General features: G+C 69.8%; 21 protein-coding genes and 1 pseudogene. 8 read left to right on the plus strand and 14 right to left on the minus strand.

Annotated elements, in window-relative coordinates:
- Positions 1–280 precede the first annotated feature (280 nt).
- Positions 281–2,614, plus strand: coding sequence for a malto-oligosyltrehalose synthase (gene treY, locus OG729_RS08615; RefSeq protein WP_360869124.1), 2,334 nt, complete (start codon positions 281–283; stop codon positions 2,612–2,614).
- Positions 2,615–2,650: 36 nt separating this feature from the next.
- Here the strand turns inward: treY and OG729_RS08620 are convergent, their stop codons facing one another.
- Positions 2,651–3,199: an FHA domain-containing protein gene (locus OG729_RS08620; protein WP_405805309.1), complete on the minus strand. Its 549-nt coding sequence runs from the start codon at positions 3,197–3,199 to the stop codon at positions 2,651–2,653.
- Positions 3,200–3,503: 304 nt separating this feature from the next.
- On the opposite strand from OG729_RS08620, the gene OG729_RS08625 reads away from it, so the two are divergent.
- A complete protein-coding gene (locus tag OG729_RS08625; RefSeq protein ID WP_405805311.1) occupies positions 3,504–4,391 on the plus strand; it encodes a GNAT family N-acetyltransferase in 888 nt (295 codons plus the stop codon).
- Between the two features lie 76 nt (positions 4,392–4,467).
- Positions 4,468–5,694: an MFS transporter gene (locus tag OG729_RS08630; protein ID WP_405805313.1), complete on the plus strand. Its 1,227-nt coding sequence runs from the start codon at positions 4,468–4,470 to the stop codon at positions 5,692–5,694.
- Positions 5,695–5,698: 4 nt separating this feature from the next.
- Here the strand turns inward: OG729_RS08630 and OG729_RS08635 are convergent, their stop codons facing one another.
- The gene (locus OG729_RS08635) at positions 5,699–7,054 is read right to left on the minus strand and encodes a GH1 family beta-glucosidase (protein WP_405805315.1); all 1,356 of its coding nucleotides are present in this window, start codon (positions 7,052–7,054) and stop codon (positions 5,699–5,701) included.
- Between the two features lie 90 nt (positions 7,055–7,144).
- Between OG729_RS08635 and treZ the strand changes: the two genes are divergently transcribed.
- On the plus strand, positions 7,145–8,890 hold the full coding sequence (gene treZ, locus OG729_RS08640) for a malto-oligosyltrehalose trehalohydrolase (RefSeq protein ID WP_405805316.1): 1,746 nt from the start codon (positions 7,145–7,147) through the stop codon (positions 8,888–8,890).
- 224 nt (positions 8,891–9,114) lie between these two features.
- Here treZ and OG729_RS08645 read toward each other — a convergent pair whose 3' ends face one another.
- The 3 genes from OG729_RS08645 to OG729_RS08655 form a co-directional block, all read right to left on the minus strand.
- Positions 9,115–10,236, minus strand: coding sequence for an aminopeptidase P family protein (locus OG729_RS08645; protein WP_405805317.1), 1,122 nt, complete (start codon positions 10,234–10,236; stop codon positions 9,115–9,117).
- 71 nt (positions 10,237–10,307) lie between these two features.
- On the minus strand, positions 10,308–11,261 hold the full coding sequence (locus OG729_RS08650) for a hypothetical protein (RefSeq protein WP_360869401.1): 954 nt from the start codon (positions 11,259–11,261) through the stop codon (positions 10,308–10,310).
- 103 nt (positions 11,262–11,364) lie between these two features.
- A complete protein-coding gene (locus tag OG729_RS08655) occupies positions 11,365–12,006 on the minus strand; it encodes a nucleoside/nucleotide kinase family protein (RefSeq protein WP_405805319.1) in 642 nt (213 codons plus the stop codon).
- A gap of 57 nt (positions 12,007–12,063) precedes the next feature.
- Between OG729_RS08655 and OG729_RS08660 the strand changes: the two genes are divergently transcribed.
- From OG729_RS08660 to OG729_RS08670, 3 genes are all read left to right on the plus strand, one after another.
- Entirely contained in the window at positions 12,064–12,453 is a 390-nt protein-coding gene (locus tag OG729_RS08660) for a VOC family protein (protein ID WP_405805321.1), read from the plus strand.
- Positions 12,454–12,464: 11 nt separating this feature from the next.
- Entirely contained in the window at positions 12,465–14,015 is a 1,551-nt protein-coding gene (locus tag OG729_RS08665) for a hypothetical protein (protein ID WP_405805323.1), read from the plus strand.
- A gap of 217 nt (positions 14,016–14,232) precedes the next feature.
- Positions 14,233–15,492 carry an ABC transporter substrate-binding protein gene (locus tag OG729_RS08670; RefSeq protein ID WP_405805325.1) on the plus strand — a complete coding sequence of 420 codons (1,260 nt, stop codon included), beginning with the start codon at positions 14,233–14,235 and terminating at the stop codon, positions 15,490–15,492.
- Positions 15,493–15,523: 31 nt separating this feature from the next.
- On the opposite strand, the gene OG729_RS08675 is transcribed toward OG729_RS08670, so the two are convergent.
- Genes OG729_RS08675 through OG729_RS08690 form a run of 4 tightly spaced genes read right to left on the minus strand, consistent with a single transcriptional unit; the run spans position 15,524 to position 19,140 of the window.
- Positions 15,524–16,264, minus strand: coding sequence for an ABC transporter ATP-binding protein (locus tag OG729_RS08675; protein WP_360869155.1), 741 nt, complete (start codon positions 16,262–16,264; stop codon positions 15,524–15,526).
- A 12-nt stretch (positions 16,265–16,276) separates the two neighbouring features.
- Positions 16,277–17,170 (minus strand): ABC transporter ATP-binding protein, encoded by an 894-nt coding sequence (locus OG729_RS08680; RefSeq protein ID WP_405805326.1) that lies wholly within the window; start codon positions 17,168–17,170, stop codon positions 16,277–16,279.
- Entirely contained in the window at positions 17,160–18,152 is a 993-nt protein-coding gene (locus OG729_RS08685) for a branched-chain amino acid ABC transporter permease (RefSeq protein WP_405805327.1), read from the minus strand. The genes OG729_RS08680 and OG729_RS08685 overlap by 11 nt, the downstream gene beginning before the upstream one ends.
- Before the next feature lie 10 nt (positions 18,153–18,162).
- Positions 18,163–19,140, minus strand: coding sequence for a branched-chain amino acid ABC transporter permease (locus OG729_RS08690; protein WP_405805328.1), 978 nt, complete (start codon positions 19,138–19,140; stop codon positions 18,163–18,165).
- Positions 19,141–19,372: 232 nt separating this feature from the next.
- Here OG729_RS08690 and OG729_RS08695 point away from each other — a divergent pair.
- Positions 19,373–19,528: pseudogene (locus OG729_RS08695) on the plus strand (response regulator transcription factor); the annotation flags it as partial.
- A 106-nt stretch (positions 19,529–19,634) separates the two neighbouring features.
- Here OG729_RS08695 and OG729_RS08700 read toward each other — a convergent pair.
- From OG729_RS08700 to OG729_RS08720, 5 genes are all read right to left on the minus strand, one after another.
- On the minus strand, positions 19,635–20,009 hold the full coding sequence (locus tag OG729_RS08700; RefSeq protein WP_360869167.1) for a hypothetical protein: 375 nt from the start codon (positions 20,007–20,009) through the stop codon (positions 19,635–19,637).
- Between the two features lie 28 nt (positions 20,010–20,037).
- Entirely contained in the window at positions 20,038–21,966 is a 1,929-nt protein-coding gene (locus OG729_RS08705; protein WP_405805330.1) for a polymorphic toxin-type HINT domain-containing protein, read from the minus strand.
- Positions 21,967–22,171: 205 nt separating this feature from the next.
- Positions 22,172–22,579: a peptide-methionine (R)-S-oxide reductase MsrB gene (gene msrB, locus OG729_RS08710; protein WP_360869173.1), complete on the minus strand. Its 408-nt coding sequence runs from the start codon at positions 22,577–22,579 to the stop codon at positions 22,172–22,174.
- A 23-nt stretch (positions 22,580–22,602) separates the two neighbouring features.
- The gene (gene murC, locus OG729_RS08715) at positions 22,603–23,997 is read right to left on the minus strand and encodes a UDP-N-acetylmuramate--L-alanine ligase (RefSeq protein WP_405805331.1); all 1,395 of its coding nucleotides are present in this window, start codon (positions 23,995–23,997) and stop codon (positions 22,603–22,605) included.
- A gap of 58 nt (positions 23,998–24,055) precedes the next feature.
- On the minus strand, positions 24,056–24,523 hold the full coding sequence (locus tag OG729_RS08720) for an indole-3-glycerol phosphate synthase (RefSeq protein WP_360869178.1): 468 nt from the start codon (positions 24,521–24,523) through the stop codon (positions 24,056–24,058).
- Between the last annotated feature and the right edge of the window lie 20 nt (positions 24,524–24,543).

A 24,543-nucleotide genomic window follows, 5' to 3' on the forward strand; every position in this document is an offset into this window, starting at 1 on the left:
TCCCCGTCCGGTCGTCAGGACACCCGGCATCTGCTGCGTTGTCGTCAGTCGCCGACTCCCCCGTAGCCCTTCGGGCACGGGAGGTGCCCCCATCGCGTGGGCTCCATCCTCCGCCTTGCGTCTGCATGCACCAGACCCTCCCCCTACGCCCCTGGGGGCGTGGGGGGAACCCCCACTCACTGATCCGGCCTGATCCAAAAGACGGGCCCTAGCCCGAACGGCGGGTACCGGCGCACGGGCCGATGACACAGATGCCCTCAAGGTGGGTACGTACGTTCGCATGACGCCCACCGCCACCTACCGGCTGCAGCTGCAGCCGGACTTTCCGTTCGCGGCCGCCGCGCTGGCGGTGCCGTACCTCGCCGAGCTCGGGGTCTCGCATCTGCATCTGTCGCCCGTCCTCGAGGCGGTGCCGGGGTCGACGCACGGCTACGACGTCGTCGACCCGACGCGGGTGCGCGAGGAGCTGGGCGGCGAGGCGGGCCTGCGGGAGCTGGCCCGCACGGCACGTGGCCACGGTCTTGGGCTCGTCCTGGACATCGTCCCGAACCACATGGCCGCCGTGCCGCGTCACAACCGGGCCCTGTGGGAGGTGCTGCGCGAGGGTCCGCTCTCCCCGTACGCGCGCTGGTTCGACATCGACTGGGAGGCGGGCGGCGGGAAGGTCCTGCTGCCGGTGCTCGCCGGCCGGTTCGGGGACGAGCTGGAGTCGCTGTGGGTCGAGGGGGATGTGCTGCACTACGGGGAGCAGAGCTTCCCGCTGCGCGAGTCCACCGCGAAGCTGCCGCTGCCCGAACTGCTCGACGCCCAGTGGTACCGGCTCGGCTGGTGGCGGCTCGCCCGTACAGAGCTCAACTACCGGCGTTTTTTCACCATTTCGGACCTGATCGGGGTACGGGTGGAGGACCCGGAGGTCTTCGAAGCCACCCATGCCAAGATCCTTGAGCTGGTACGGGACGGGGTCGTGGACGGCCTGCGGGTGGACCACCCGGACGGGCTGGCCGACCCCGAGGGGTATCTGCGGCGGCTCGACGAGGCGACGGACGGGGCGTGCTGGACAGTCGTCGAGAAGATCCTCACGGGTGAGGAGCATCTGCCGGCGGGCTGGCCGGTGGCCGGCACGACGGGATACGACGCGCTGCGGCACCTCGACGGACTGTTCGTCGACCCGACGGGGTCGGCCGAACTGGTTCGCCTGTACCGGGAGTTCGCGGGTCCGGCAGGCGACCGGGGCGGCTACTGGGAGGCTACGGTGCGCCGCGCCGCGTACAAGGTGGTGACCCATGATCTGGCCGCCGAGACCGCGACGCTCACCCGCCTCGCGGAACGCGTCTGCGCGGCGGATCCCACCCTGCGCGACCACGCGCCGTGGGCGCTGCGGGCAGCGGTGCGCGAGCTGCTGGTGCGGGTGCCCGTCTACCGGCCGTACCGCGTCGGCGGCGAGGACGCGCTGCCGCTGCGGGCGGCCGCCGGAGCGAAGGCGGCGTTCGCGGTCGCCGAGGAGTCCTCGGCCGTCGAGGTGGTGCGGGACCTGGCGCTGGGGCGGCTCGGCGACGGTCCCGACCATGCCGCCTTCCGGGCCCGCTTCGCCCAGACGTCGTCCGCCCTGCGCGCCAAGTCCGTCGAGGACACGGCCTTCTACCGCTACGCGCCGCTGATCTCGGCGAACGAGGTGGGCGGGGACCCGGGCAGTCCGGCGGTGGATCCGGAGCGGTTCCATGCGTACTGCACCCGGATCGCGCGCGACTGGCCCGCCACCGGGACGGTGCTGACGACGCATGACACCAAGCGCAGCTCCGATGTGCGGGCCAGGATCGCCGTGCTCTCCGAGTGCCCGGAGCGGTGGGCGGACTTCCTGGGGCAGATCACGGCGGAGTCGGGACGCGTGGAGGGCGGCAGCGCGCCGGATCCGCATCTGGCGTGGGTGACCTGGCAGACGGCGGTCGGTTTCGGTATCCCGTACGGCGAAAGGCTGCAGACGGCGCTGCTCAAGGCCGTGCGCGAAGCGGCGCTGCACACCACCTGGACCGAGCCGGACCCGGCGTACGAGCGGGCCGTCACCGAGTTCGTGGGCGCGGGGCCCGCGGGGCCGCCCCTGTACTCGGTCGCGCTCTTCGCCCGTGAGCTGGATCCGTACACCCGGGCCAATTCGCTCGGCGCGACGCTGCTGCACCTGACGATGCCGGGGGTGCCGGACCTGTACCAGGACACGGAGCGCGAGTATCTGGCCCTGGTGGACCCGGACAACCGGCGGCCGTTCCGCGAGGGTCCGCCGACCGAGAAGACCGCGGTCACGGAGGCGGCGCTGCGGCTGCGCGGGGAACGGCCCGAGGTCTTCGGCGAGTCGGGGACGTACGCACCGCTCAGCGCGAGCGGCCCCGCGGCCGACCACTGTGTGGCGTTCTGCCGCACGGGCGAGGTGGTCACGGCCGTGACGCGGCTTTCACGACGACTGGCGCAGGCGGGCGGCTGGGCGGACACCGAACTGTCACTGCCGGACGGCCGATGGGCCGATCTGCTCGCTCCGGAGCGGGAGTTCGGGGGCGGGTCCGTGCCGCTGGCCGAGCTGTTCGCCGACCGCCCGGTGGCGCTGCTCAGCCGCAGGGCAGGTTGAGCGCACCTAGGTGTTTCCGGTGCTGCGGGGCGGGATTCAGCGGGCCGTGAGGCGGAAGCTCATCCGGCCGAAGCCCACCATGTCGCCGTCGTGCACGACGACCGATCCGGTCACCCGGCGCCCGTTGACCGTGGTGCCGTTGGTCGAGCCCAGATCGCGCAGGATCCACAGGTTGCCCTGCCTGCCGAGCTCGGCGTGCAGGCGCGAGACGGTGTCATGGCTCAGCCGCAGCCCGTTGCCGGGGTCGCGGCCGATCCGCAGGGGGTACGGGCCGGGTTCCGGCAGCAGCAGCGGCGGCAGCTTCTCGGCCTGCCAGGCCCGGCGGAGCCGTTCGGAGAAGGCGGACACCCTGCCCACCGCCCGGTACAGATGCTGTGACCAGCGGCCATCGGTGCCGAGGTCCGCGGTGAGCGCCCGCAGTTCGTCGGACCGGCGGGCGACCAGGGCGAGTTCCATCCGCCGTATGAAGGTGTCGTGCGACAACTTCCCCTGGGCCGCGCCCTCTCTGAGCACACCGAGCACACGGTCGCGCTCGGCATCCGAGAGCCGCGCGGGATACGTGTTGAACTCGTAGGAGGACGTCACGTACGCGATTGTCGGGCCGAAGGGCCATGGGTGTCCAGAACAACCGGCGTTCCTTCCGTCCCGAGCGACTGCGTGACCTGCGCCGAAGCGCAGTTTCGCCTGCCGTGGTCGCGAGATGAGCACTGGACGGTTCCTCAGTGATCCTCTAGCGTGATCGCGACGCCACGGACCCGACGGAAGGAGGCGAGAGCAGTGCAGATGACCCGATCCCCGCGCTCCCGCCCCGTCCACCGCGCGTTCACAGTCTGACCGGGAGCGCACACCGCAGATCTCGTCCGAGATCTCATTCCGGAGGACTTCTCTCATGACCGAACTGGTCATCCGCGCGCTCTCCGAGAGCGACGCGCATCTCTTCGACACCCTGCCCGACCCGCTGGATGTGGGCCGCGCCCTGGCGCTCGCCACGCACCGGCCCGAATGGAAGCGGATTGCGCTGCGCGACGGCAAAGTCGTCGCACGGGGCGCCTGGTGGGGCGGACCCGATGACGAATCCCCCGTCAACATCAACTGGTTCGACTTCGCCGAGGGCGAGGAGGAGGCGGGCGCCGAGCTGCTGCGCACCTCCCCTCGCCAGGTCGAGTACGAACTGAACCTGCCCGCCGGCTGGCGTGCCGACCCGGTGACCCTGGCAGCCGGTGAGGCCAGGATGCGGGCCGCGGCCGCGGCCGGGATGAAGATCCTGGTGGAGCGATATCAGTACCGGTGGACGCCGGACTGCGGACTGCCGAAGCGGCCGGGGCGGCTCCGGTTCAGGACCGAGCCCGACGACGCCGTAATTCTCGACGTGCTGCGCCGGGTCCACTCCGCGACACTCGACGCGCACGCGCTGCACGCCATCGCCGAAGGGGGTGTGGACCAGGCGGCACAGGAGGAGCTGGACTTCTTCCACTGGTACCCGTCGCCGCGCGAGTGGTGGCAGCTCGCCTGCACGCCGGAGGGGGAGCTGGTCGGCCTGCACATCCCGGCGCACAATCCGTCGGGGCCGTGCATCGGCTTCATCGGCGTCGTGCCGGAGCAGCGCGGCCACGGCTATGCGTACGACCTGCTCGTGGAGTGCACGCACTTCCTGGCCGAGCGGGGCGCACAGTTCATCGGGGGTGCCACCGATCAGGGCAATTTCCCGATGGCCGCGAACTTCGCGAAGGCCGGTCATCCGATCGTCCGTGAGCGGATCAACTTCATCGCCGGTTAGGTCCTACGGCCGCATTGATCAGGAGCGGGGGTGTCCGTAAGCTCCGGACACCCCCGAGCTGAAATGGCGAGCCCCGATGACAACGCAAGAGCTGCACTCCGAGCCACAGGTCCGCGTCGGCGGCGGCTGGATATCCGCTCTGGTGCTGGCCAACCTCGGTCTGTTCATGGCCTTCCTCACCCCGATCCAGGTCCTTCTCGCCGAGCAGATCGACGCGATCGACCCGTCGGGCAAGGAGATCGCGCTCGGCTGGACCACCGGCATCGGTGCGCTTGTCGCCGTCGTCGCCAATCCGCTGGCGGGCGCGCTGTCGGACCGTACGGGCAGCCGTTTCGGCCGCCGTCGCCCCTGGATTCTGGGCGGGGCGGCGGCCGGAGCGGCCGGGCTCGCGGTGACGGCGGCGCAGACCACGGTGGTAGGGGTGACGATCGGCTGGTGTCTGGCGCAGCTCGGGCTGAATGCGATGCTCGCCGGCGCCAGTGCCGTCGTCCCCGACCAGGTACCGATCGGGCAGCGGGCCGCGGTCTCCGGGTTCATCGGGATACCCCCGACACTGGGCCTGGTGGTCGGAGCGCTGCTGGTGACGATGGTGGTGACGGGCACTGCGGCGGGCTATCTGCTGCTGGCCGCGCTGACGGTGCTCTGCGCGCTGCCGTTCGTCCTGCTCACCCACGACCCTCAAGTGCCGCCGTCCGCACGGGAGTCGGTGCGGGCGGCGGACTTCTGGGTGAGCCCGCGGGCCAACCCGGACTTCGCCTGGGCATGGGTGACCCGTTTCCTGGTGATGCTCGGCAACGCGACCGGCACGCTCTATCTGCTGTATTTCCTCAAGGACGCGGTGCATTACGCCGATCCGGACGAGGGTGTGCTGATTCTGACGCTGCTCTACACGGCGGGTGCGGTGGTGACGGCGATCGGGGGCGGAGTGGTCTCGGACCGGTGGGGGCGGCGCAGGGCGCTCGTGTCGGTGAGTTCGGTGGTGATGGCCATGGCCTCACTGCTGCTGGCGTTGTCGCACACCTGGCCGGTGGCCATGGGCGCCGCACTGCTGCTGGGTCTTGGTTTCGGCGTGTACATCGGGGTCGACCAGGCGCTGATCACCCAGGTGCTGCCGCGCGCCGGGGACCGCGCCAAGGACCTGGGCGTCATCAATATCGCCAACTCGGCCCCCCAGGTCCTCGGTCCGGCGCTGGCCGCGCCGATCGTGACGTACGCGGGCGGATACGGGGGGCTGTATCTGACCTCCGCCGTCGTGACGGTCCTGGGTGGGGTGCTGGTCTGGAAGATCCGCTCAGTGCCGTGACCGTTCAGTGCCGTGACTTCTGGGCGGCGATGGCGTCCCGGTACCAGCCGTACGAGGCCTTCGGCGTGCGCTCCAGGCTCTCGTAGTCGACATGCACCAGCCCGAAGCGCTGGGAGGCGCCCTCGACCCACTCGATGTTGTCGGTCAGCGACCAGGTGAAGTAGCCGCGTACGTCGACACCCGCGTCGATTGCCTGGTGCAGCGAGCGCAGATGGGCATCGAGGAAGTCGATACGGCGCCGGTCCTCGATTCCGTCGTACGAGCAGCCGTTCTCGGTGATGTAGAGCGACGGCAGCCGGTCGCCGAAGCGGTCCTTCAGCAGGACGAGCTGTTCGCGCAGTCCGTCGGGGACCACCGGCCAGCCGAAGGCCGTGCGCTCGTCGGCCTCGATCTCCCGCACCCCGAAGGGAAGTTCGGCGGGCAGGCCGACACCGGCGAAGTCTCCGAGGGCGTCCGTGGAGGGTGCGCCGACGAGCATCGGCTGGTAGTAGTTCACGCCGTACCAGTCGAGCGGGCCGGAGATGACGGCGAGGTCCTCGGCGACCGGGCCCGGCATCAGGGCGGCGAAGTTCTCGTCGGGGTAGCGGCCGGTGAGGATCGGATCGGCGAACATCCAGTTGGTGATGGTGTCGTACAGCTCGGCGCCGAAGCGGTCCTCCTCGCTCGTCCCCGCGGTGCGTACGGGCGAGTGGGAGACGGCGATGCCGATGTTCTCGGCGCCGGCGGCGCGCAGCGCCTGGACGGCGAGGCCGTGGGCGAGCAGCTGATGGTGGGCCGCGGGCAGCGCGTCGAAGAGAAGCTGCTTACCGGGTGCGTGCTCGCCGAGGGCATAGCCGAGGAGGGTGACCTCGGCCGGCTCGTTGATGGTGATCCACATCGGTACGCGGTCGGCGAGCCGTTCGGCGACGACGCAGGCGTACTCGGCGAAACGGGCGGCCGTGTCCCGGTTGAGCCAGCCGCCTTGCTCGTCCAGGGGGAGCGGGGTGTCCCAGTGGTAGAGCGTGGGCGCGGGCGTGATGCCGTGGGCGCACAGCTCGTCGACGAGCCGGTCGTAGAAGTCGAGCCCGGCGGCGTTCACCGGGCCGCTGCCGCCGGGGATCACACGCGGCCAGCTGACCGAGAAACGGAAGGCGTCCGCGCCGAGCCCCGCGAGCAGCGCGACGTCCTCGCGATAGCGGGCGTGGAAGCCGGTGCCGCGCGAGGCGTCGGCACCGTCCTTGATCCGGCCCTGGGCTGCGAAGGCGTCCCAACCGGAAGGCCCCTTGCCGTCGGTGTCGGCGGCTCCCTCGGTCTGGAACGCGGAGGCGGACGCGCCCCAGAGGAAGCCGGGCGGGAAGGCGGGCAGCGGCGGCATGGTCATGGCCCGTGACCTTAATGGCCCTGACGACACCTCCTCTAGACCCGGATCTTGCCAGGATGGGAGTCGGCATCGACGACGAGGGGACCGCCAGTGCTTTTCGAAGTGTGGGCGCCACAGGCCGAGGACCGGGTCGCGCTGTGGCTGGACGGGACGGAGCGCCCGATGGCGCGCGAGGAAGGGCGCCCGGGCTGGTGGAGCGCGGAGGCCGATGCGGGCGACGGGGCGCGGTACGGCTTCGCGCTGGACGGCGGGGCGGTGCTGCCCGATCCGCGGTCGCGGCGCCAGCCGGACGGCCCGGACGGCACCAGCGCGGTCGTCGACCAGGGCGCGTACGAGTGGCGGCACGCGTGGGCGGGGCGGGGGCTCGGCGGCGCGGTGCTGTACGAGCTGCACATCGGCACGTACACCCCCGAGGGCACCCTGGACGCGGCGGCCGAACGGCTGGGTGAACTGGCCGAGTTGGGGATCACCCATATCGAGCTGATGCCGCTGTGCCCCTTCCCCGGAGTGCACGGCTGGGGCTACGAGGGCGTGTCGCTGTGGGCGGTCCATGAGCCGTACGGCGGGCCCGAGGCGCTCAAGCGCTTTGTCGACACGGCGCACGGCCATGGCCTCGGCGTGGTCCTGGACGTGGTCCACAACCACCTCGGGCCGTCCGGGAACCATCTGCCCGCCTTCGGCCCGTACTTCACCGACACCCATCACACTCCGTGGGGCTCGGCGGTCAACCTCGACGCCCCCGGCTCGGACGATGTCCGCGCGTATCTGCTGGGCAGCGCGCTGGCGTGGCTGCGCGACCACCGTCTTGACGGGCTGCGGCTCGACGCGGTGCACGCCCTTGCCGACACACGGGCGCTGTCGTTCCTGGAGGAGCTGTCGGCGGCCGTCGACACGCTCTCCGATGAGCTCGGGCGGCCGCTGTTCCTGATCGCCGAGTCGGATCTGTGCGACCCACGGACGACGACGCCGCGCCAGGCGGGTGGCCTGGGACTGCACGCGCAGTGGAACGACGACTTCCACCATGCCTTGCACACCGTGCTGACCGGCGAGTCCCAGGGCTACTACGCCGACTTCGCGGCCGCCCCCCTCGCCGCCTTCGCCAAGACCCTCACCCATGTCTTCTTCCACGACGGTACGTACTCGAGCTTCCGCGGCCGCAGCCACGGCCGCCCCGTCGAGGTGACGGGCACCCCCGCGCACCGCTTCCTCGGCTATGCCCAGACGCACGACCAGATCGGCAACCGCGCGCTGGGCGACCGGCTCTCGGCCACGCTCTCCCCCGGGCTGCTGGCGTGCGCGGCCGCGCTGGTACTGACCGGTCCGTTCATCCCGATGCTGTTCATGGGCGAGGAGTGGGGCGCGCGTACGCCCTGGCAGTTCTTCACCGACCACACGGATCCTGAGCTCGCACAGGCCGTACGCAACGGCAGACGGCGGGAGTTCGCGGCGCACGGCTGGGCGGCCGAGGAGATCCCGGACCCGCAGGACCCGGCGACCCGGGACCGCTCCTGCCTGGACCGTTCCGAACGGGAGCGGGAGCCGCATGCGCGGCTGCTGTCCTGGTACCGCGAGCTGATCGCGCTGCGCCGCACGCAGCCCGATCTGACCGATCCGGATCTGGCCGCGGTGAAGGTGGCGTACGACGAACAGGCGCGCTGGCTGGCGTACCGGCGCGGGGACCTACGGGTCGCGGTCAACCTCGCGAAGGAGCCGGCGGCGATTCCGCTGGGCGGGGGCGGGCGGGTACTGGCGGCGTGGGAGGGGGTCCAACCGCCGGGCGCGGACGGTTTGCTGCGCCTGCCGCCGGAGTCATGCGTGGTCCTGGCGGACGGCTGACGTTTCCCCGCCCCGCCGCTTCCCGAACTGGGGGCAAGCCCCCAGACCCCCGAACGCGATCTTCGGCCGCGTGTCCTCAATCGCCGGCGGGGCTTGTTTTCCGCCGGCGATTGAGGCGCAGGGTCTGGGGCGAAACTCTGGGGGAGGGCGGGTCGGGGGCTGTGTCCGATTCTGCGGCTCCGCCGCGTGGGCCCGCCGCAGGCGCCTAGCGCCCCCACCCTCCGCTACGCCACGATCGCCATCTCGCGCGACGTCGTGTTCAGGCGGCGCCCACCCTCCCCCGTCACCGTCACAATGTCCTCGATCCGCACGCCGAGGCGCCCCGGCAGATAGATCCCCGGCTCCACCGAGAAGCACATCCCTGGCACCATCAGCCGCGTCTCGCCCTCGATCATGTACGGCGGCTCGTGCGTCGTGACGCCGATGCCGTGACCGGTGCGGTGGATGAACAGGTCGCCGTACCCCGCCTCGTCGATGATCTCGCGCGCCGCCCGGTCGACCTCCTGGCAGGCCGCGCCCGGCTTCACCGCCTCGACTCCGGCCCGCTGCGCCTCCTGCACGACGTCATGGATGTGCTGCTCGGCGGGGGTCGGCTCGCCGACGTGGACCGTACGGGAGGTGTCCGAGCCGTAGCCGTCCTTGAGGCCGCCGAAGTCGAGTACGACCATGTCGCCCCGCTCGATGATCCGGTCACCGGCCTCGTGGTGCGGATTGGCGCCGTTCGGACCGGAGCCGACGATCGTGAAGTCCACCTGCGAGTGGCCGAACTGCCCCAGCAGCGCGGCGAGATCGGCCGCGACGTCCGTCTCCTTGCGCCCCGAGAAGCGGACCTTGAGAATCTCCCCGTACGTCGCGTCGGCGGCGGCGCCGGCCGCGGCGAGGCGTTCCAGCTCGGCCGCGTCCTTCACCGCCCGCAGCATCGGCAGCGCCTCGGTCAGCGATACGTACGAGGTCTCCGGCAGCTCCTGCTGCAGACCGAGCAGATGCATCGCCCAGGCGTTGTCGCTGATCCCGAACCGCCCCTCCACGTCGAGGAGTGGCGCGGCGGCGGCGTACGGGTCCTTGCCGTCGGTCCAGTCCCGCAGGGTGAGGGCGGACGCGCCTGGCGCGCGCTCCGCGTCCGGGGCCTCCAGGGTCGGCACGACGAGCACCGGGTCCTGGCCGGAGGCGAGGACGAGGAGGGTGAGCCGCTCGGTGGCAGCGGGCCGGTAGCCGGTGAGATACACCAGGTCGGGGCCGGGCGCGACGAGCACTCCCGCGAGCCCCGCAGCGGCTGCGGAGTCGGCGGCGCGGGCCATCCGGGCCCGGTAGTCGTCGGCGGTGAAGGGCGGGGGTGTGGTCGGCATGGGGCCATCCTGCCCGCAGGCAACGGGGCGCGCGAGCCGGCCCCCCGGGCTCAGTTTCCATTGCCGCGGGCTCAGTCCTGCCCCCTGGCCACCAACCGCTCCAGCAGCTCCTGGAACTCCTCGCCGACCACGATCCGCAGGCTCTCGCCGTCCTCGTCGCGGTCGCTGAGCTGGGTGAGCGTGCCGTCACGCCACCAGTAGACGTACGGGCTGATCGCGCCGGGCGTGTCGGCGTATCCGGAGGCTGCGAAGGAGGCCATCGCGTTGAGCGCGGGGATCACGCCGGCGTCGTGGATGGCGTGGAAGGCGAGCTGGTGCCGGAACGGCATCGCCACCAGCGCCCCGTCGGCGGTCAGCGGCTGGCCGGTGACCTGACCTACGAGGCTGTCGAGTGCCAGTACCCGGCTTGCGGTGTAGAAGGAGTCGCCGAGGACCACCTCGAAGCGCATGCCGCCGGAGTCCTTGACGGTCTCGTGGCCCTCGACGGGCAGGCCCCTGAGGTTGTACAGCGCCTGGTCGCGCAGGTACTGGAGGTCCCCGAGGGGTTCCAGGGCCTCGTCGGTGAGCATCATGACGCTCTCCGGGAGGTCGAGCGCGATGATCTCGTACAGGCCGGGGGCAAGGGTGCGTGCGTAGCCGAAGTTCTTGGCGTCGAAGCCGTCGGGGCCGACGACGCGCGGGTAGAGCTGAGCACGGATCTGCTCGGTGGGCAGGGTGTCCAGGGCGGAGGGCGCGTCCATGGTGCGCAGGACCATCCCGACGTGCTGACGGACGAGCTCGGGCCAGGCCCGCGGCCCGCGGTCGTCGTTGTGCAGGACCGCGGCGAGATTGACGAGTCCGAACTGGCGCCCCGCGCTGTCGGAGACCACGTCCGCGTAGACGGTCACCTCAAGGCCCTGTTCGGCGAATGCCTCCCGTACCTGGGCGCGGAAGCGGGTGCCCTCGGCGACCGAGAAGAACGAGAACTCCGGGTCCCGGGGCGCATCGCGTCCGTCGCGCTTCGGCCCTCGCCGGAACAACCCCACGTCAGCCGCCTTCCGCTCGCGTGCCAGGACTTCGAGGATTCGAGCGTACAGACCGCGTACCAAGGAGTCGGGCACTGTACGCAACCGGTCGGCCAACTCCCCCCTACAGGGCCTGCGTGACCACGAAATCGGCGCGGTTGCGGCCGCGGGCGACCAGCCGGGCGTTGGGCTCGTCGGAGTCGTGGACCCAGCGCTCGGCGTACGGGCGCTGCTTGCCGAACCGCACATGCCGGTCGACCAGGCGGCGTACGCGTACGGCGTCGTCGATCTCCAGGTACCAGACCTCGTCGAGGAGCGGGCGGACCTGCGCCCAGGGGCCTTCGTCGTGGAGAAGGTAATTGCCCTCGGTGACGACGAGAGGGACGTCGGGGGCGACCGCAATGCTGCCGGCCACCGCTTCCTCCAGGGCGCGGTCGAAGGCGGGGGCGTAAACCGTGGTGTCCGGGGCGGGGGTCCGCAGCCGGGCGAGCAGGGCGGCGTACCCGGCGGCGTCGAAGGTGTCGGGGGCGCCCTTGCGGCCGGCCCGGCCGAGGCGCTCGAGCTCGGCCTGGGCGAGGTGGAAGCCGTCCATGGGGACGAGGACGGCGAGGCCGTCGAGGGAGTCGACGATATGCGCGGCGAGGGTCGACTTCCCGGCACCTGGGGCTCCTGTGATGCCCAGGATGACGCGGCGGCCGGGGACGGCCAGGGCGCGGGCGCGGTACAGGACGTGCGGTGGGTACTGCGGGGGCGGTGGCGCATGCATGGGCCGCATTGTTCCATCGCATTGATCGATCATGGTCATACGTATAACGTGGAGCGCATGTCGTTCATCGCCCTGGTCACCCTCGTCGTCCGCGACTACGACGAGGCCATCGCCTTCTACACCGACGCCCTCGGTTTCGAACTCGTCGAGGACACCGACCGCGGGGACGGCTCGCGCTGGGTGGTGGTCCGCCCGCGCGGGACGGAGCACGGCACCGCGCTGCTGCTGGCCCGCGCCAAGGACGAGATCCAGCGCTCGAGCGTGGGCGCACAGACGGGCGGCCGGGTCGGCTTCTTCCTGCACACCGAGGACTTCGCGGCCGACCACGCCCGGATGACGGCGGCGGGCGTCCGCTTCCTGGAGGAGCCGCGGCACGAGCCGTACGGCTCGGTCGCGGTCTTCGAGGACCTTTACGGCAACCGCTGGGATCTGCTGCAGCCCAAGTAGTCTCTGGGCGCATGACCGAACGTGCCCTTGAGCTGCTGCGGCAGCAGCAGCGTCTGGCCGAACTGGCCGCGTTCACCTTCAACTTCGACCTTCGGCGGGCCCGTCACTGCGAGGAGGTCCGGCTCGCGTCCGGTGCGTCACTGGAGCCGATAGCCGGGGACGACACCGGCGGGACCTTCTTCGTCTGCGGCGGCGGCCCCGTGCTCTACGCCTCGTCGGAGGGCCGGGCCGGGCTGCTCGGCGACAGCGTCGACGAGGCGCTGGAGGTGATCGTCGGACTGCCCGGCTGGTACGACTACGTGGATCTGGCGCCGGACGACGACGGCGAGGAGCGGCTTCTTGCCCAGATCGGCGAGACCGAGGAGGAGATGCGCTCCTCGTACGCACCCGAACTGGACGCCGAGCGCGCGGAGTTGCGTGCTGGACTGGGCTTTGAGGCGCGCTCCCCCGTCGAGCTGATCGCCCGGCTGCGCGGCGCTCTGCTGCGTACCGAACCCGGCCATGTGCTCCTCAACGCCGATGAGTTGCTGGCGTACGAACTGCTCGACCCGCGGGCGCGTACGCCGCTGGGGGAGACCGTCCTCGCGCCGGGCCGGTCCGATCTGGCACGCATGCGGTCGGATCGCGCGGCGTGGGAAGACGTGGCCGGGGACGAGGTGCGCCGGGCAACGGTGCTACGGGCCGCGCAATACGACCGCCGGGACGACGATCTCCCGCTGCTGCGCTGCCTGTTGACGCATCAGGCCGGGGGCGGATCGATGAGCGAGGAGCTGCGGCTCGCGGTCGTGCTGGTGGCCGTGCACGGCCTTGCGGAGGATGTGCCGCTGCTGCACGCGGTCCGAGAGACGAGTCTGCACACCCGCTGTGAACTGTGGGAACTGCCGCAGGATGCCGCCGGGGCCGCGGAGTGGGCACGCTCGCTGGACGCCGAGTGCTTCGGCCAGGACGTGGCGAGTGAGCCGGAGTTCACCTGGATCGGCCTGGCTCGCCGTCAGGGTCTGACGGAGCATGTACGGGTCGCGCTGATCCGTATGCTGGACGACACGGGACCGGACGCGGAACGGCTGCGCGCGCTGAGCCGTGAGCTGGAGCTGACCGGTGACTTCGCCCAGGCCGCGCGGGCGCAACGCAATCTGGTGTCCCTGCAGGACACGGCGTGGGACCGGGCAGCCACGGGCCAGACCCTGGCCCGGCTGGAGCGGAGTTCGGGTGACCTCGCGGGGGCCTGGCGAACGCTGGAGCGGGTCCGGGCAGCGCTCGGCCTGGACAAGCCCGAGCCGGAACCCGTTCCGGAGCAGCTCGTGTTCGACCTGGGGGTCGAGGGGCCGGCCGAGGACACGTCCGCGGAGCACTGGCACCGCCGCGGCCTCGGCGGGATGATCACCGAGGAGCACCTGCGGCTCGCCCTGGCCGCGGTCGGGTCGGGCGACGTGGAGCTCGCCAGGGTGGCGATGGCACACGGCAAGACCCTCCTGAAGCTGATCGGCAAACGATTCCGCAAGGAGCTCAGCCCCTTGTCCACGGAGGCGAAGTGGGCCGTCGCCGGGCTGAAGCGCTCGTAGCGGTGCGGGCTCAGGCCGGGCTGTCGTCCGCCTCCCCCGGACTTCGTCCGGGCCTCCGACGTGCTCGACGGGGCGCCGCAGAACGTTGACGCTTCACCCTTCTCGGCCTCCTCTCCCGCCCCGGCTGCCCCATGGCCCTGATCGTTCTACTCTCGTATCAGAAGGCGGGCGGAAGGCCGGCCTGTCGGCCGCCAGCCTCTACTGAGAGGAGGCGGACATGAAGACGTCGATACGGCGGTCCGCGATCTTCACCAGCGCGGCCGTGCTCCTGCTGGCGGCCTGCGGCACGAGTGGCAGTTCCGGGGCGGCTGCCCCCGAGAAGGACGGGGACGGTCAGCTCAAGTTCGGCTACGTCCTGCCGGAGACGGGACCGCTGGCCTTTCTCGGCCCACCGCAGATCCAGTCGATGAAGTTCGCGATCGCAGCGATCAACGCCGACGGCGGAGTGCTCGGGAAGCCGATACCGGCTGTGGTCTCGGGCGACGAGGCCGGGCAGGAAGCAGTTGCCGCACAATCCGCCGACCGGGTCCTCAACTCCGGCGTGGACGCGATCATCGGCGCGGCGGCCTCCGGCATGTCCCTGGCGTTCATCGACCGGGTGACCGGAGACGGCGTGGTCCAGTGTTCGGGGTCGAACACCGCGCCCACGTTCACCGACTACGACGACGGCGGGTTCTACTTCCGTACCGCGCCGAGCGACGCGCTGCAGGGGCCGATCCTGGCGAAGACCGTCCTCGGGGACGGCCATAAGCGGGTGGCCCTGGTGGCACGTGCCGACGACTACGGCAAGGGACTGCTCGACGCCACCAAGAAGGCGCTCGAGAAGGGCGGCGCGACCGTGGTGGTCTCCGAGACCTACGACCCGAAGGCGACGAACTACGACCAGGTCGTGCAGAAGGTGAAGGACTCCAAGCCGGATGCCACCGTGGTGATCTCCTTCGAGGAGGGCGCGCAGATCCTGCAGGGTCTCATTGAGGCAGGTCTCGGGCCCGATCAGATCGGCGTGTACGGAGCCGACGGGCTGCGCAGCGAGGAGCTGCCCTCACTGGTCTCCCCGAAGGATCCCGCCAGGCTCGCCGGGATGAAGGGCACAGCACCGGCATCGGCGGCCAACAAGCAGTTCGTGACGGAGCTGAAGAAGTTTGCACCGAGTCTGAAGGAGCTGCAGTTCGCACCGCAGGTCTTCGACTGTGTGACGACCATCGCGCTCGCCGCCGAGCAGGCGAAGTCCGACGACCCGGGCAAGTTCGCGAAGGAGATGGTCGGCGTCACCAAGGACGGCGAGAAGTGCAACAGTTTCGCCACGTGCAAGAAGCTGATCGCAGCCGGCAAGGACATCGACTACGACGGCGTGAGCGGTCCGCTCGACTTCACCGACGCCGGCGAACCCGGTCAGGCGACGATCGAGGTGTACACCTACAACGACAAGGGCCAGCTGCAGACTCTGCGCACCGAAGTGAGCAAGGGCCAGCAGTGACCCAAGCACCAACAAGCCCTCCGAGGAGGATTCAGCGGACGCGGGCGAGGGTGCCGAGGTACAACTCGATCACCTTCTCGTCGTGCAGCAGAGACATGCCTGTGCCGGTGTACGCGTTGCGGCCCTGGTCGAGCACATAGCCACGGTCGCAGATCTGCAGGCACCTGCGGGCGTTCTGCTCGACCATCAGCACGGCGACGCCCGCGTCGTTGATCTCCTTGACCCGCTCGAACACATGGTCCTGATGGATCGGGGACAGGCCGGCCGACGGCTCGTCCAGCAGCAGCAGCTCCGGTTCCATCATGAGCGCGCGCGCCATGGCGAGCATCTGCCGCTCGCCGCCGGACATCGAGCCGGCCTTCTGTTTGCGGCGCTGGGCCAGCAACGGGAAGAGCTCCTCCACCGCCCCGGTACGCCGGTCAAAGGCCTTGGGCCGCAGATAGCAGCCCATCCGCAGGTTCTCCTCGACAGTCAGCGCGGGAAAGACGTTCTGCAGCTGCGGTACATACCCCACGCCCCGGCTGACCAGCTGGTGCGCCGGCCGGTTGGTGACGTCCTCACCGTGCAGCCGTACCGTCCCGGTGCGTACCCGCAGCAGGCCGAAGACCGTCTTGATCAGGGTCGACTTGCCGGCGCCGTTGGGCCCGATCACGCCGACCAGCTCGCCGGGCCGCACCTCGATATTGCACCCGCGCAGCACGTCGACTCCGGCCAGGTACCCGGCGACGATTTCGTCGGCCACCAGCACCGGGCCTTCCTCGTTCGCGGACATCGGCCACTCCTCCTACCCGGTTGCCCCCGGTTCGTCGTGCCGCTTGCCCAGATAGGCGTCCACGACGGCGGTGTTCCTGCCGATCGTGTAGGGCGGTCCCTCGGCCACCAGGCGGCCGTCGGCCATCACGGCCACCCAGTCACTGATGCCCATCACCACGTCCATGTCGTGCTCGACGAAGCACACGGTCAGCCCCTCGTCCCGCAGCTGGGTGATGTGTCCGAGCAACGACTGGGTCAGGGCGGGGTTCACGCCGGCCATCGGCTCGTCGAGCAGAACCATGACCGGCCGGGCCATCAGTGCACGCGCCAGTTCCAGCAGTTTGCGCTGTCCGCCGGAGAGCGTGCCTGCATAGTCGTCGCGCAGACGCGCGAGCCTGAACCGTTCGAGCAGCTCGTCGGCCCTCCCCACGATCTCGCGCTCCTGCCCTCGCCACATCGGCCGCAGCAGTGCCGTCATCACCCGCTCGCCGCGCTGCCCGGTCGCGGCAAGCAGCATGTTCTCCAGCACGCTGAGCCGGGCGAGCGTCCGGGTCAGCTGAAACGTACGGACCAGACCCGTGCGCGCCACCTTGTGTGCCGGGCGGCCGGCGAGCGGCTGTCCGTCGAACGACCAGCGGCCTGAGCTGGCCCGGTCGAAACCGCTGATCACGTTGAACAGCGTTGTCTTTCCGGCACCGTTGGGGCCGATGAGCGCGGTGATGGTTCCCCGCTGCACCTCGAGATGGTCGACCCGTACCGCGGCGAGTCCGCCGAAGGTGCGGGTCACGTCGTCCATGACGAGCAGCGGGTCGGGCTTGTGCACCCCGGGCTCGGGCCGGAGCCCGGCGAGCCGGCTGCCGACCGCAGAGGGAACCGCGGGGGGCGGCGGCGGCTTCCGGGGCATGGGGGAGGTGTCAGCGGGCACTGAGCAACATCTCCTTCTTGCTGCCGAGAATGCCCTGCGGTCTGAACGCGACCAGCAGGATGAGGGCGAGCCCGACCAGGGCGAAGCGCACGGCGCCGACCTCCGCCGGGCTGATCACGTCGGCCGAGACGTAGCCCGCGTCGATGGCCTGCCGCAGCCCGCTGTCCAGGAAGGTCAGTACGAACCAGAACAGGACCGAGCCGACGATCGGGCCCATGATCCGCCCGGCTCCGCCCAGCACCAGGATGGTGTAGAGGAAGAAGGTGACGCCGGGATCGAAACTGTCCGCGCTCGCCGACTGCACCTGGATCGTCTGCATCATGCCGGCCGCCGCACCGATCACGCCGCCGATGATCAGGCTCTGCATCTTGTACGCGTAGACGTTCTTGCCGAGGCTGCGTACGGCGTCCTCGTCGTCGCGGATGGACCGGATGATCCGGCCCCACGGGCTGTGGATCAGCAGGGCGAGCAGCGCTGCGACAACCACCACCAGGCCCCATACGACGATCAGCACCCACAGGTCCCGGGTATTGAACTTCACCAGCCAGAAGCCGTAGCTGCCGCGCGGGATCGGGTTCAAGTCGTAGAAGTCGTTGGCGAACCGCTGCAGGCCGAACACACCGCCGGTGGTCGGCTCGGCCCAGCTGGAGCGGTAGAACAGCCGCAGTGTTTCCCCGGCGGCGATCGTGGTGATGGCGAGATAGTCGGCACGCAGCCTCAGGGTGGGCAGGCCGAGCAGCAGGGCCAGCACGACGGCGGAGGCCAGCCCGACCAGGATGCCGAGCCACATGGGGCCGCCCCAGGTCGCCACGGTGATCGCGAGCCCGTACCCGCCGACAAGCATGAAACCGACCTGACCGAAGTTCAGCAGTCCGGTGTAGCCGAAGTGCAGGTTGAGCCCGATCGCGGCGAGCGCGTAGATGGCGGCGATGGGCCCGATGCCGGACCGGATGGCGTCGGAGAAGATTACCGAGAAGTCCATGGCGCACCCCTCACCCGACCCGTTCCCGCTGTCCGAGGATCCCCTGCGGACGGATGAGCAGCACGATGATGAGCGTCAGCAGCGCCCAGGCGTACTGCAGGTCGATCGGGAACCACAGGGTGGACATCTGGGCGACGATGCCGATGACAATGCTGCCCAGCATGGCTCCGTACGCCGAGCCCAGTCCACCGAGGATGATCCCGGCGAACATGAGCAGCAGCAGCTTGAAGCCCATGTCCCAGGTGACGACCTCTTCCAGCCCGAAGAAGACTCCGCCGAGGGCCGCGAGACCACCGCCGAGCATCCACACCACGAGCACCACGCGCTGTACGTCGATGCCCGAGGCCTCTGCGAGGTCCCGGTTGACGGAGACGGCACGGATGGCCGTGCCGATGCGCGTCTTCTGCAGCATCGCGGCGACGGCGAGCAGCACCGCCACCGAGAGCAGGGTGACGGTGAGATCCCGCGGGGTGATGCCGACGGGACCGAGGTCGTACGCCTTTTGGACGTCGTACTGGGCGTAGGAGCCGGGCCGCGCTCCGTAGACCACGAGTACGACGTGCCGCAGCAGCAGCGACAGTCCGATGGTGACGATGAACAGGTTGATCAGCCCAGTGCCCCGGGCCCGCAGCGGCCTCATGACGCCCCGCTCGATGGCCCCGCCCAGCAGGGCCCCGAAGACGACGGCGGCGAGGGTGGCGGGGATCAGGTGCCACCCCGGACCGGACGCGGAGACATTGAGGAAGAAGGCGAAAGTGGCGCCGATCGTGACGAGCTCACCGTGCGCGAAGTTGATCAGATGGACGGTGCCGAAGATCAGGGAGAGCCCGACCGCGCAGATCGCGATGATGACGCCGAACTGAATACCCTCGATCAGAGCCTGCAGGAAGCGTGCACCGAACGTCGGGCCGCGCGGGACCTCATCACCCTGTGCCGACGCGTTGACCGCGGGCAGCATCACAAGGAACAGGATGAGTACTGGTACCAAAAACCGCTGATAGCGCACGGAATGTCCGGTCTCTCGCGACCACCCTTTGTCACTCAGTGTAAGGGAAGGTTGATTTTCTGGCTCGTGGAGAACCTCCGCTCACCGCGCGTCGCTCTCAGGCGTCCCACCTGAGCAGCGCGCCACCCCGCCGACGCCGGGCCGTAGCGCTGGGCGCGCTCCTGCCAGTGGGGGTCCGAGATCAGCTGGGTGAGGAGCGGGAAGGCGCACAGCGTCGAACCCGGAGATCGCGCCCCGTCTCCACGTGAGCGACGAGACACGGAAGACGTACGTCAGCCGCGTCCTGGCAGAACTGGGCCTGCGCGACCGCACCCAGGCGGTGGTGACAGCGTACGAATCGGGCCTGGTGGTACCGGGGACCCGGACCTGACGCCGGGCAGCCCGCCCCTTAGCCCTCGTCCGGCGACACCGGCAGAAAGCCAAGCGGCACGCGGCCGGGCCCGGCATGTGAGCCGGGAGCCCGGCCGGACAGGAGCCTAAGCGCGGGCTTCAGTGGAGATGAGCCCGATATCCGGGAGCGCGCTGGGCGGCTCATCGCCGTACCAGGCGTATTCGATCGCCGACAGGTATCCATCGGTGGCCCACAGCAGGATCTCGCCGAAGAGTGATCCCGACTCGTCCACGACGGTCGCGTCCACAGGGATGACGCCCGCGGCAGCCGGCGAACGAGGAGCGCCTTCCAGCACCTCCAGGTCGACGCTCGCCGAATCCGCTGCCCATTGCGCAACCACCCGCGCGAAGCCGACCTGGGTTCGCAGTTCGGCCGCTCCGGGGAACTCGTTGGCGAGGATCAGATTGATGACAGCCCTCTCCCCCGGGGTCAGGGGGCGGGGATCCATTGCGATCGGCATGGCACAGTGCCTTCGGATAGAGCGGACGCTAGTTGCCCGTGAACTTCGCGGGAATGAAGGCCGTGCCGAGCCGGGGTACTCCGTTCACCACGGCTCCTCGGATCGTGACCACCTCGCCCGCGATGAGTCGGTTCACCTCGTATTTTCCCGCGACCGGGAGGTCTGTCGCACCGCGAAGGCTGTCCAGGATCCCACGCAGCGCTTCTTCACGCCCTCCGGCTTTCGCGACCAAGGCCCCGAACCCGTGCTTGGGCGGGTCGATTACATGCTCAAGATTCGCCGGAGTGTTCCACGTCGACCAGGCCTCATCGAGAGTCTCCGTCGTCACACGGCAGCCAGGGCCCGTGTTGTGCACCAGGACCGGGGTGTTGCCCGCCAGCACGTAGTAGGTGTGCAGATCGGCGACGGTGAGGTTGTGAACCTTCTGGTTCTGCGCGGTCCACGCCGCGACGGCGCTGATCTGCACGTGCGTGCCTGCGCTCGTACGCAGCCACATGCCGGCCTTGAGGTCGTGCGCGGTGGTCCATTCCCCGAGGTCCTCGGCCCAGAAGGGGTGACCGTCGGTGGCGGTGACGGAGGACGTGCCGTCACTCTTGCCGTCGTCGGCCTTCACATCAACCTTGACGAGGTTCTTCGCGCCCTCTCCGGTGATCAGAGCGGTAACCGGTTCGGCCTCCGTACGGCCGGTGTCCGGGTCGGTGGCGAGGACCTCATCACCCACCCGCACCTGCTCGATGGGCACATGGGAACCGTCCGCCAGGAGCACCGGGGTGCCACCTGGGAAGCTGTTGCAGGGGACGGCGCCGCCGCTCTTGCGGGCCTTGCCGACCTCTTCCGCCGTGAGGGCCTTGCCGCCCGCCCTGAGCCAGTGCAGCACCGACAGCGAACCGAGCACCCGCTCCTGCGTGCTCAACTTCTCACCGGTCACGAGATCCTTGCCGGTGATCGCGTCGACGATGCCCTTGCCGTCGCCGATGCCGGGCAGCAGATCCAGCAGCAGTGACATCCTTCGCTGTTGCTCGGCGTCGTCCGACGAGCCCGAGCCCCAGGTGTCACCGATGTGGGAGAAGTCGAAGTCGATGCCTGGCATCTCGCGCAGCTTCTCTGCGCCCTTCTTGATACCGGCGACGTGCTTGTTCGCCTCCTGCACGCCCTTGTTGGCCTGAGCGATGCCCTCGTTGAGCTCCTTCATGCCCTTGTTGGCCTTGGAGACGCCCTTGTTGGCCTGCTTCAGCCCCTTGTTGACCTCGGCGACGCCCGCGTTCATCTCCTTCAGGCCGCGGTCCATCTGGGCGAAGCCCCGGTTCATCTTGTCGAAGGCCGCGTTGATGTCCGCGAGGTCCTTCTTGAAGTCGAACACCGGCTTGGCGGCCGGGTACTTCTTCGGCTCGTAGTCCGGGTAGTGGTCGCCCACCGTGATGGTCAGGATGGCCAGCGCCAGGAGGGAATCGCTCTGGGCGCCCAGCAGCCGGTCGGCCTTGGCCATGTCGGAGCCGAGGCCGTCGAGGTGCGGCTTGGCGGCCTTGAAAGTCTTGACCGCCTGCTCCAGGAGCTTCAACTGCTGCTCCGGATCGGGGGCCTTGGTGGGGTCCGCCAGGTCGCCCGGCTTCAGTTCGCCGAGAGCCTTCAGCTCTTTGTTCAGAGCCGTGAAGCTCGCACCGTGGTCCTTCATGGCGTCCTGCGTGATGTACAGGAACAGGGCCGTGCCGATGCCGAGTTTGACGGCCTTCCCGGCGAAGTCCTTGAGGCAGCCCGGCCTTTCCAGCAGCGGCAGGCGGTCACAGTTCGCGTATCGCGAAACCTTCGCCGCGATCTCCGCCAGACTCGGCTTGTCCTCACGTTCCGCGGCGGCAGCATTGCCGGCGGTTCCCGCGCCTCCTGCGAGCAGGAGGCACAGCGCGACGATGATCGTCGCGATTCTCGATTTGAGGTTGTGGTACATGAATTCCTTGCTCAAGGAGCCGCGTTACCTCCGGTAGCGGCAGCCCCTCGTTCCCCGTGACAGAAAGTGTCTTGTTACTGGCGCGTACGCAGTGTGGTCGCGTGCAGTTTAGCCACATTCATGTACGTCTCCGCACGGGGCGCCGACGGCGGTGAGCCGGCCCTGTGCACCTCATACGTCAGGGCCGGCCATTCGCTCTGCGCGTGGAGAAGCGCGGACCTCAGCCCTCGTCCGGCGCCAGCCGCAGCGAGATCGAGTTGATGCAGTACCGCTGATCCGTCGGCGTCGGGTAGCCCTCCCCCTCGAAGACATGCCCCAAGTGCGACCCGCACCGCGCGCACCGCACCTCCGTGCGGACCATCCCGTGTGTGCGGTCCTCGATCAGTTCGACCGCGTCCGTGTCCTTCGGGTCGTAGAAGGACGGCCAGCCGCAGTGCGACTCGAACTTTGTGTCGGAGCGGAAGAGCTCGGCACCGCAGGCGCGGCAGGAGTAGACGCCCGCCGTCTTGGTGTCCGTGTACTCACCGACGAACGCGGGCTCCGTGCCGGCCTGCCGCAGCACCTTGTACTCCGCGGGCGACAGCTCCACGCGCCACTGCTCGTCCGGCTTTTCGACGTCGTACGTCATGAGAACGGCTCCCTCGGTTCGCCTCAGTTCGACAGGCGGGCCAGGATCGCCGGACCGAGGTCCGTGACATCGCCCGCGCCCATGGTGAGAACGAGATCACCGGGCTTCGCCATTCCCGCGATCACGTCGGGGACGGTCGCTTTGTCGTGGACGGGTGTCACGTCCGCGCCCGCGGCCCGTGCGGCGTCGATGATCAGGGCGCTGGTGATGCCGGGGATCGGGTCCTCGCGGGCCGGGTAGATGTCGAGGACCACCGACGCGTCGGCCAGTGCGAGGGCCTGGCCCATCTCCGTGCCCAGTTCCTGGGTGCGGGAGAAGAGGTGCGGCTGGAAGACGACCAGCAGCCGGGAGTCCGCCGCCGCGCCGCGCATCGCCTCCAGGTCGGCGGTCATCTCGGTGGGGTGGTGGGCGTACGAGTCGATGACCTGGACGTCCGCGGCCTCGCCCTTGAGCTGGAGGCGGCGCTTGACGCCGGTGTACTTGCCGATCGCCGAGGCGAGGTTGTGCGCCGGGATGCCCAGGGCGACGCCGGCGGCGAGGGCGGCCACGGCATTGTGGGCGTAATGGCTGCCGGGGACCGAGACCGTGAAGGTCAGGAAGCGGTTGTCGAGCAGGACGGTGACCTCGCTGGTGAGGCCGCGCGGGGTGATCTTGTGGACGCGGACGTCCGCCGTCGCGGAGTCGCCGTAGGTGACGACCTTCAGCGTGGAGAGGTCACGGACGCGCTGCGTCAGCTCCACAGCGCCCGGCTGGTCCGCGGAGATCACCAGCGTGCCGCCGGGGACGACCTTGCCGACGAAGGTCTCGAAGGAGTCGTAGATCTCGTCCATCGAGGCGTAGTTGGCGTGGTGGTCGAGCTCCACATTGAGGACGATCGCGACCTCGGGGTCGTACTTCTGGAAGCTGCGGTCGCTCTCGTCGGCCTCGGCCACAAAGATCTCGCCCTCGCCGTGGCGGGCGTTCGTCCCGGGCCCGGCGAGGTCGCCGCCGATCGCGTACGAGGGGTCGAGGCCCAGCTCCGTCAGGGCCACGGCCAGCATCGAGGTGGTGGTCGTCTTGCCGTGCGTGCCCGCGACGGCGATCGAGCGCAGGCCGGTCATCAGGGAGGCCAGCGCGTCGGAGCGGTGCACGACCGGGACGGACAGCTCGGCGGCGCGCGCCAGCTCCGGGTTGTCGGCGCGGATGGCGCTGGAGACGACGACGCAGCTGGCGTCGGACGCCAGGTGCTCGGCCGCGTGCCCGATGTGGACGGTGGCGCCCAGCTCCCGCAGCGCCTGAGCGGTCGCCGACTCCTTGGCGTCGCTGCCCGCGACCTTCGCACCACGCTGCGCGAGGATCTTCGCGATGCCCGACATTCCGGCGCCCCCGATGCCGATGAAGTGCGGGCGTTCCATGGCGCTAGGGACGGCGGGTGCCATGCGTGTGTCTCCCCAAGATGTACGAGTGGTGCGCTGCGAGTACGTGCGAGGCTCCAGCCTATTCGCTGTGCGCGAAGAGCTTGAGCACCGGTACGCCGACCTTGTGACGGGCTCTGGAGGCCCAGTCCCGGTGGAAGAACTCCTCCACATAGTGCGGCGCGGTCAGCACGATCACCTCGTCGGCGCCCACCTCGTCCACCACGGACTTGAGCATGTCCAGCGGATGGTCCTCGACGATCCGGCCCACGGCCTCGGAGCCCGCGGCTCGCAGGGCGGCGACGGAGTGGTCCAGGGCGCGCTCGGCGGGGGCCTTCGCCGCCACGCCTTCAGGTTCCTCGCCCTCGCGCACGGCCTCCTTCAGTTCGCCGAGCGCCACGTCGTCAATGGCGCGCAGCAGCACATCCTGGTCCCCGCGGGGCTGCATCAGCACGACGAAAGAGACGGCCTCGCGGCCGTGCAGGGTGGTGACGAATTCCACGTCTTCGGAGGTCAGGGGCTTCTCGATCATCAATACGCTTGTGAACACGTCAGGAGCCCTTCTGCGGA

Source organism: Streptomyces sp. NBC_00210, assembly GCF_045160975.1.
Taxonomy (GTDB): domain Bacteria; phylum Actinomycetota; class Actinomycetes; order Streptomycetales; family Streptomycetaceae; genus Streptomyces.

Bases quoted from the DNA above. Each gene is read 5' to 3' on its own strand.
- treY (WP_360869124.1), top strand. From the start codon at position 281: ATGACGCCCACCGCCACCTACCGGCTGCAGCTGCAGCCGGACTTTCCG.
- OG729_RS08625 (WP_405805311.1), top strand. From the start codon at position 3,504: ATGACCGAACTGGTCATCCGCGCGCTCTCCGAGAGCGACGCGCATCTC.
- OG729_RS08630 (WP_405805313.1), top strand. From the start codon at position 4,468: ATGACAACGCAAGAGCTGCACTCCGAGCCACAGGTCCGCGTCGGCGGC.
- OG729_RS08635 (WP_405805315.1), bottom strand. From the start codon at position 7,054: ATGACCATGCCGCCGCTGCCCGCCTTCCCGCCCGGCTTCCTCTGGGGC.
- OG729_RS08645 (WP_405805317.1), bottom strand. From the start codon at position 10,236: ATGCCGACCACACCCCCGCCCTTCACCGCCGACGACTACCGGGCCCGG.
- OG729_RS08655 (WP_405805319.1), bottom strand. From the start codon at position 12,006: ATGCATGCGCCACCGCCCCCGCAGTACCCACCGCACGTCCTGTACCGC.
- OG729_RS08660 (WP_405805321.1), top strand. From the start codon at position 12,064: ATGTCGTTCATCGCCCTGGTCACCCTCGTCGTCCGCGACTACGACGAG.
- OG729_RS08665 (WP_405805323.1), top strand. From the start codon at position 12,465: ATGACCGAACGTGCCCTTGAGCTGCTGCGGCAGCAGCAGCGTCTGGCC.
- OG729_RS08670 (WP_405805325.1), top strand. From the start codon at position 14,233: ATGAAGACGTCGATACGGCGGTCCGCGATCTTCACCAGCGCGGCCGTG.
- OG729_RS08675 (WP_360869155.1), bottom strand. From the start codon at position 16,264: ATGTCCGCGAACGAGGAAGGCCCGGTGCTGGTGGCCGACGAAATCGTC.
- OG729_RS08685 (WP_405805327.1), bottom strand. From the start codon at position 18,152: ATGGACTTCTCGGTAATCTTCTCCGACGCCATCCGGTCCGGCATCGGG.
- OG729_RS08700 (WP_360869167.1), bottom strand. From the start codon at position 20,009: ATGCCGATCGCAATGGATCCCCGCCCCCTGACCCCGGGGGAGAGGGCT.
- msrB (WP_360869173.1), bottom strand. From the start codon at position 22,579: ATGACGTACGACGTCGAAAAGCCGGACGAGCAGTGGCGCGTGGAGCTG.
- murC (WP_405805331.1), bottom strand. From the start codon at position 23,997: ATGGCACCCGCCGTCCCTAGCGCCATGGAACGCCCGCACTTCATCGGC.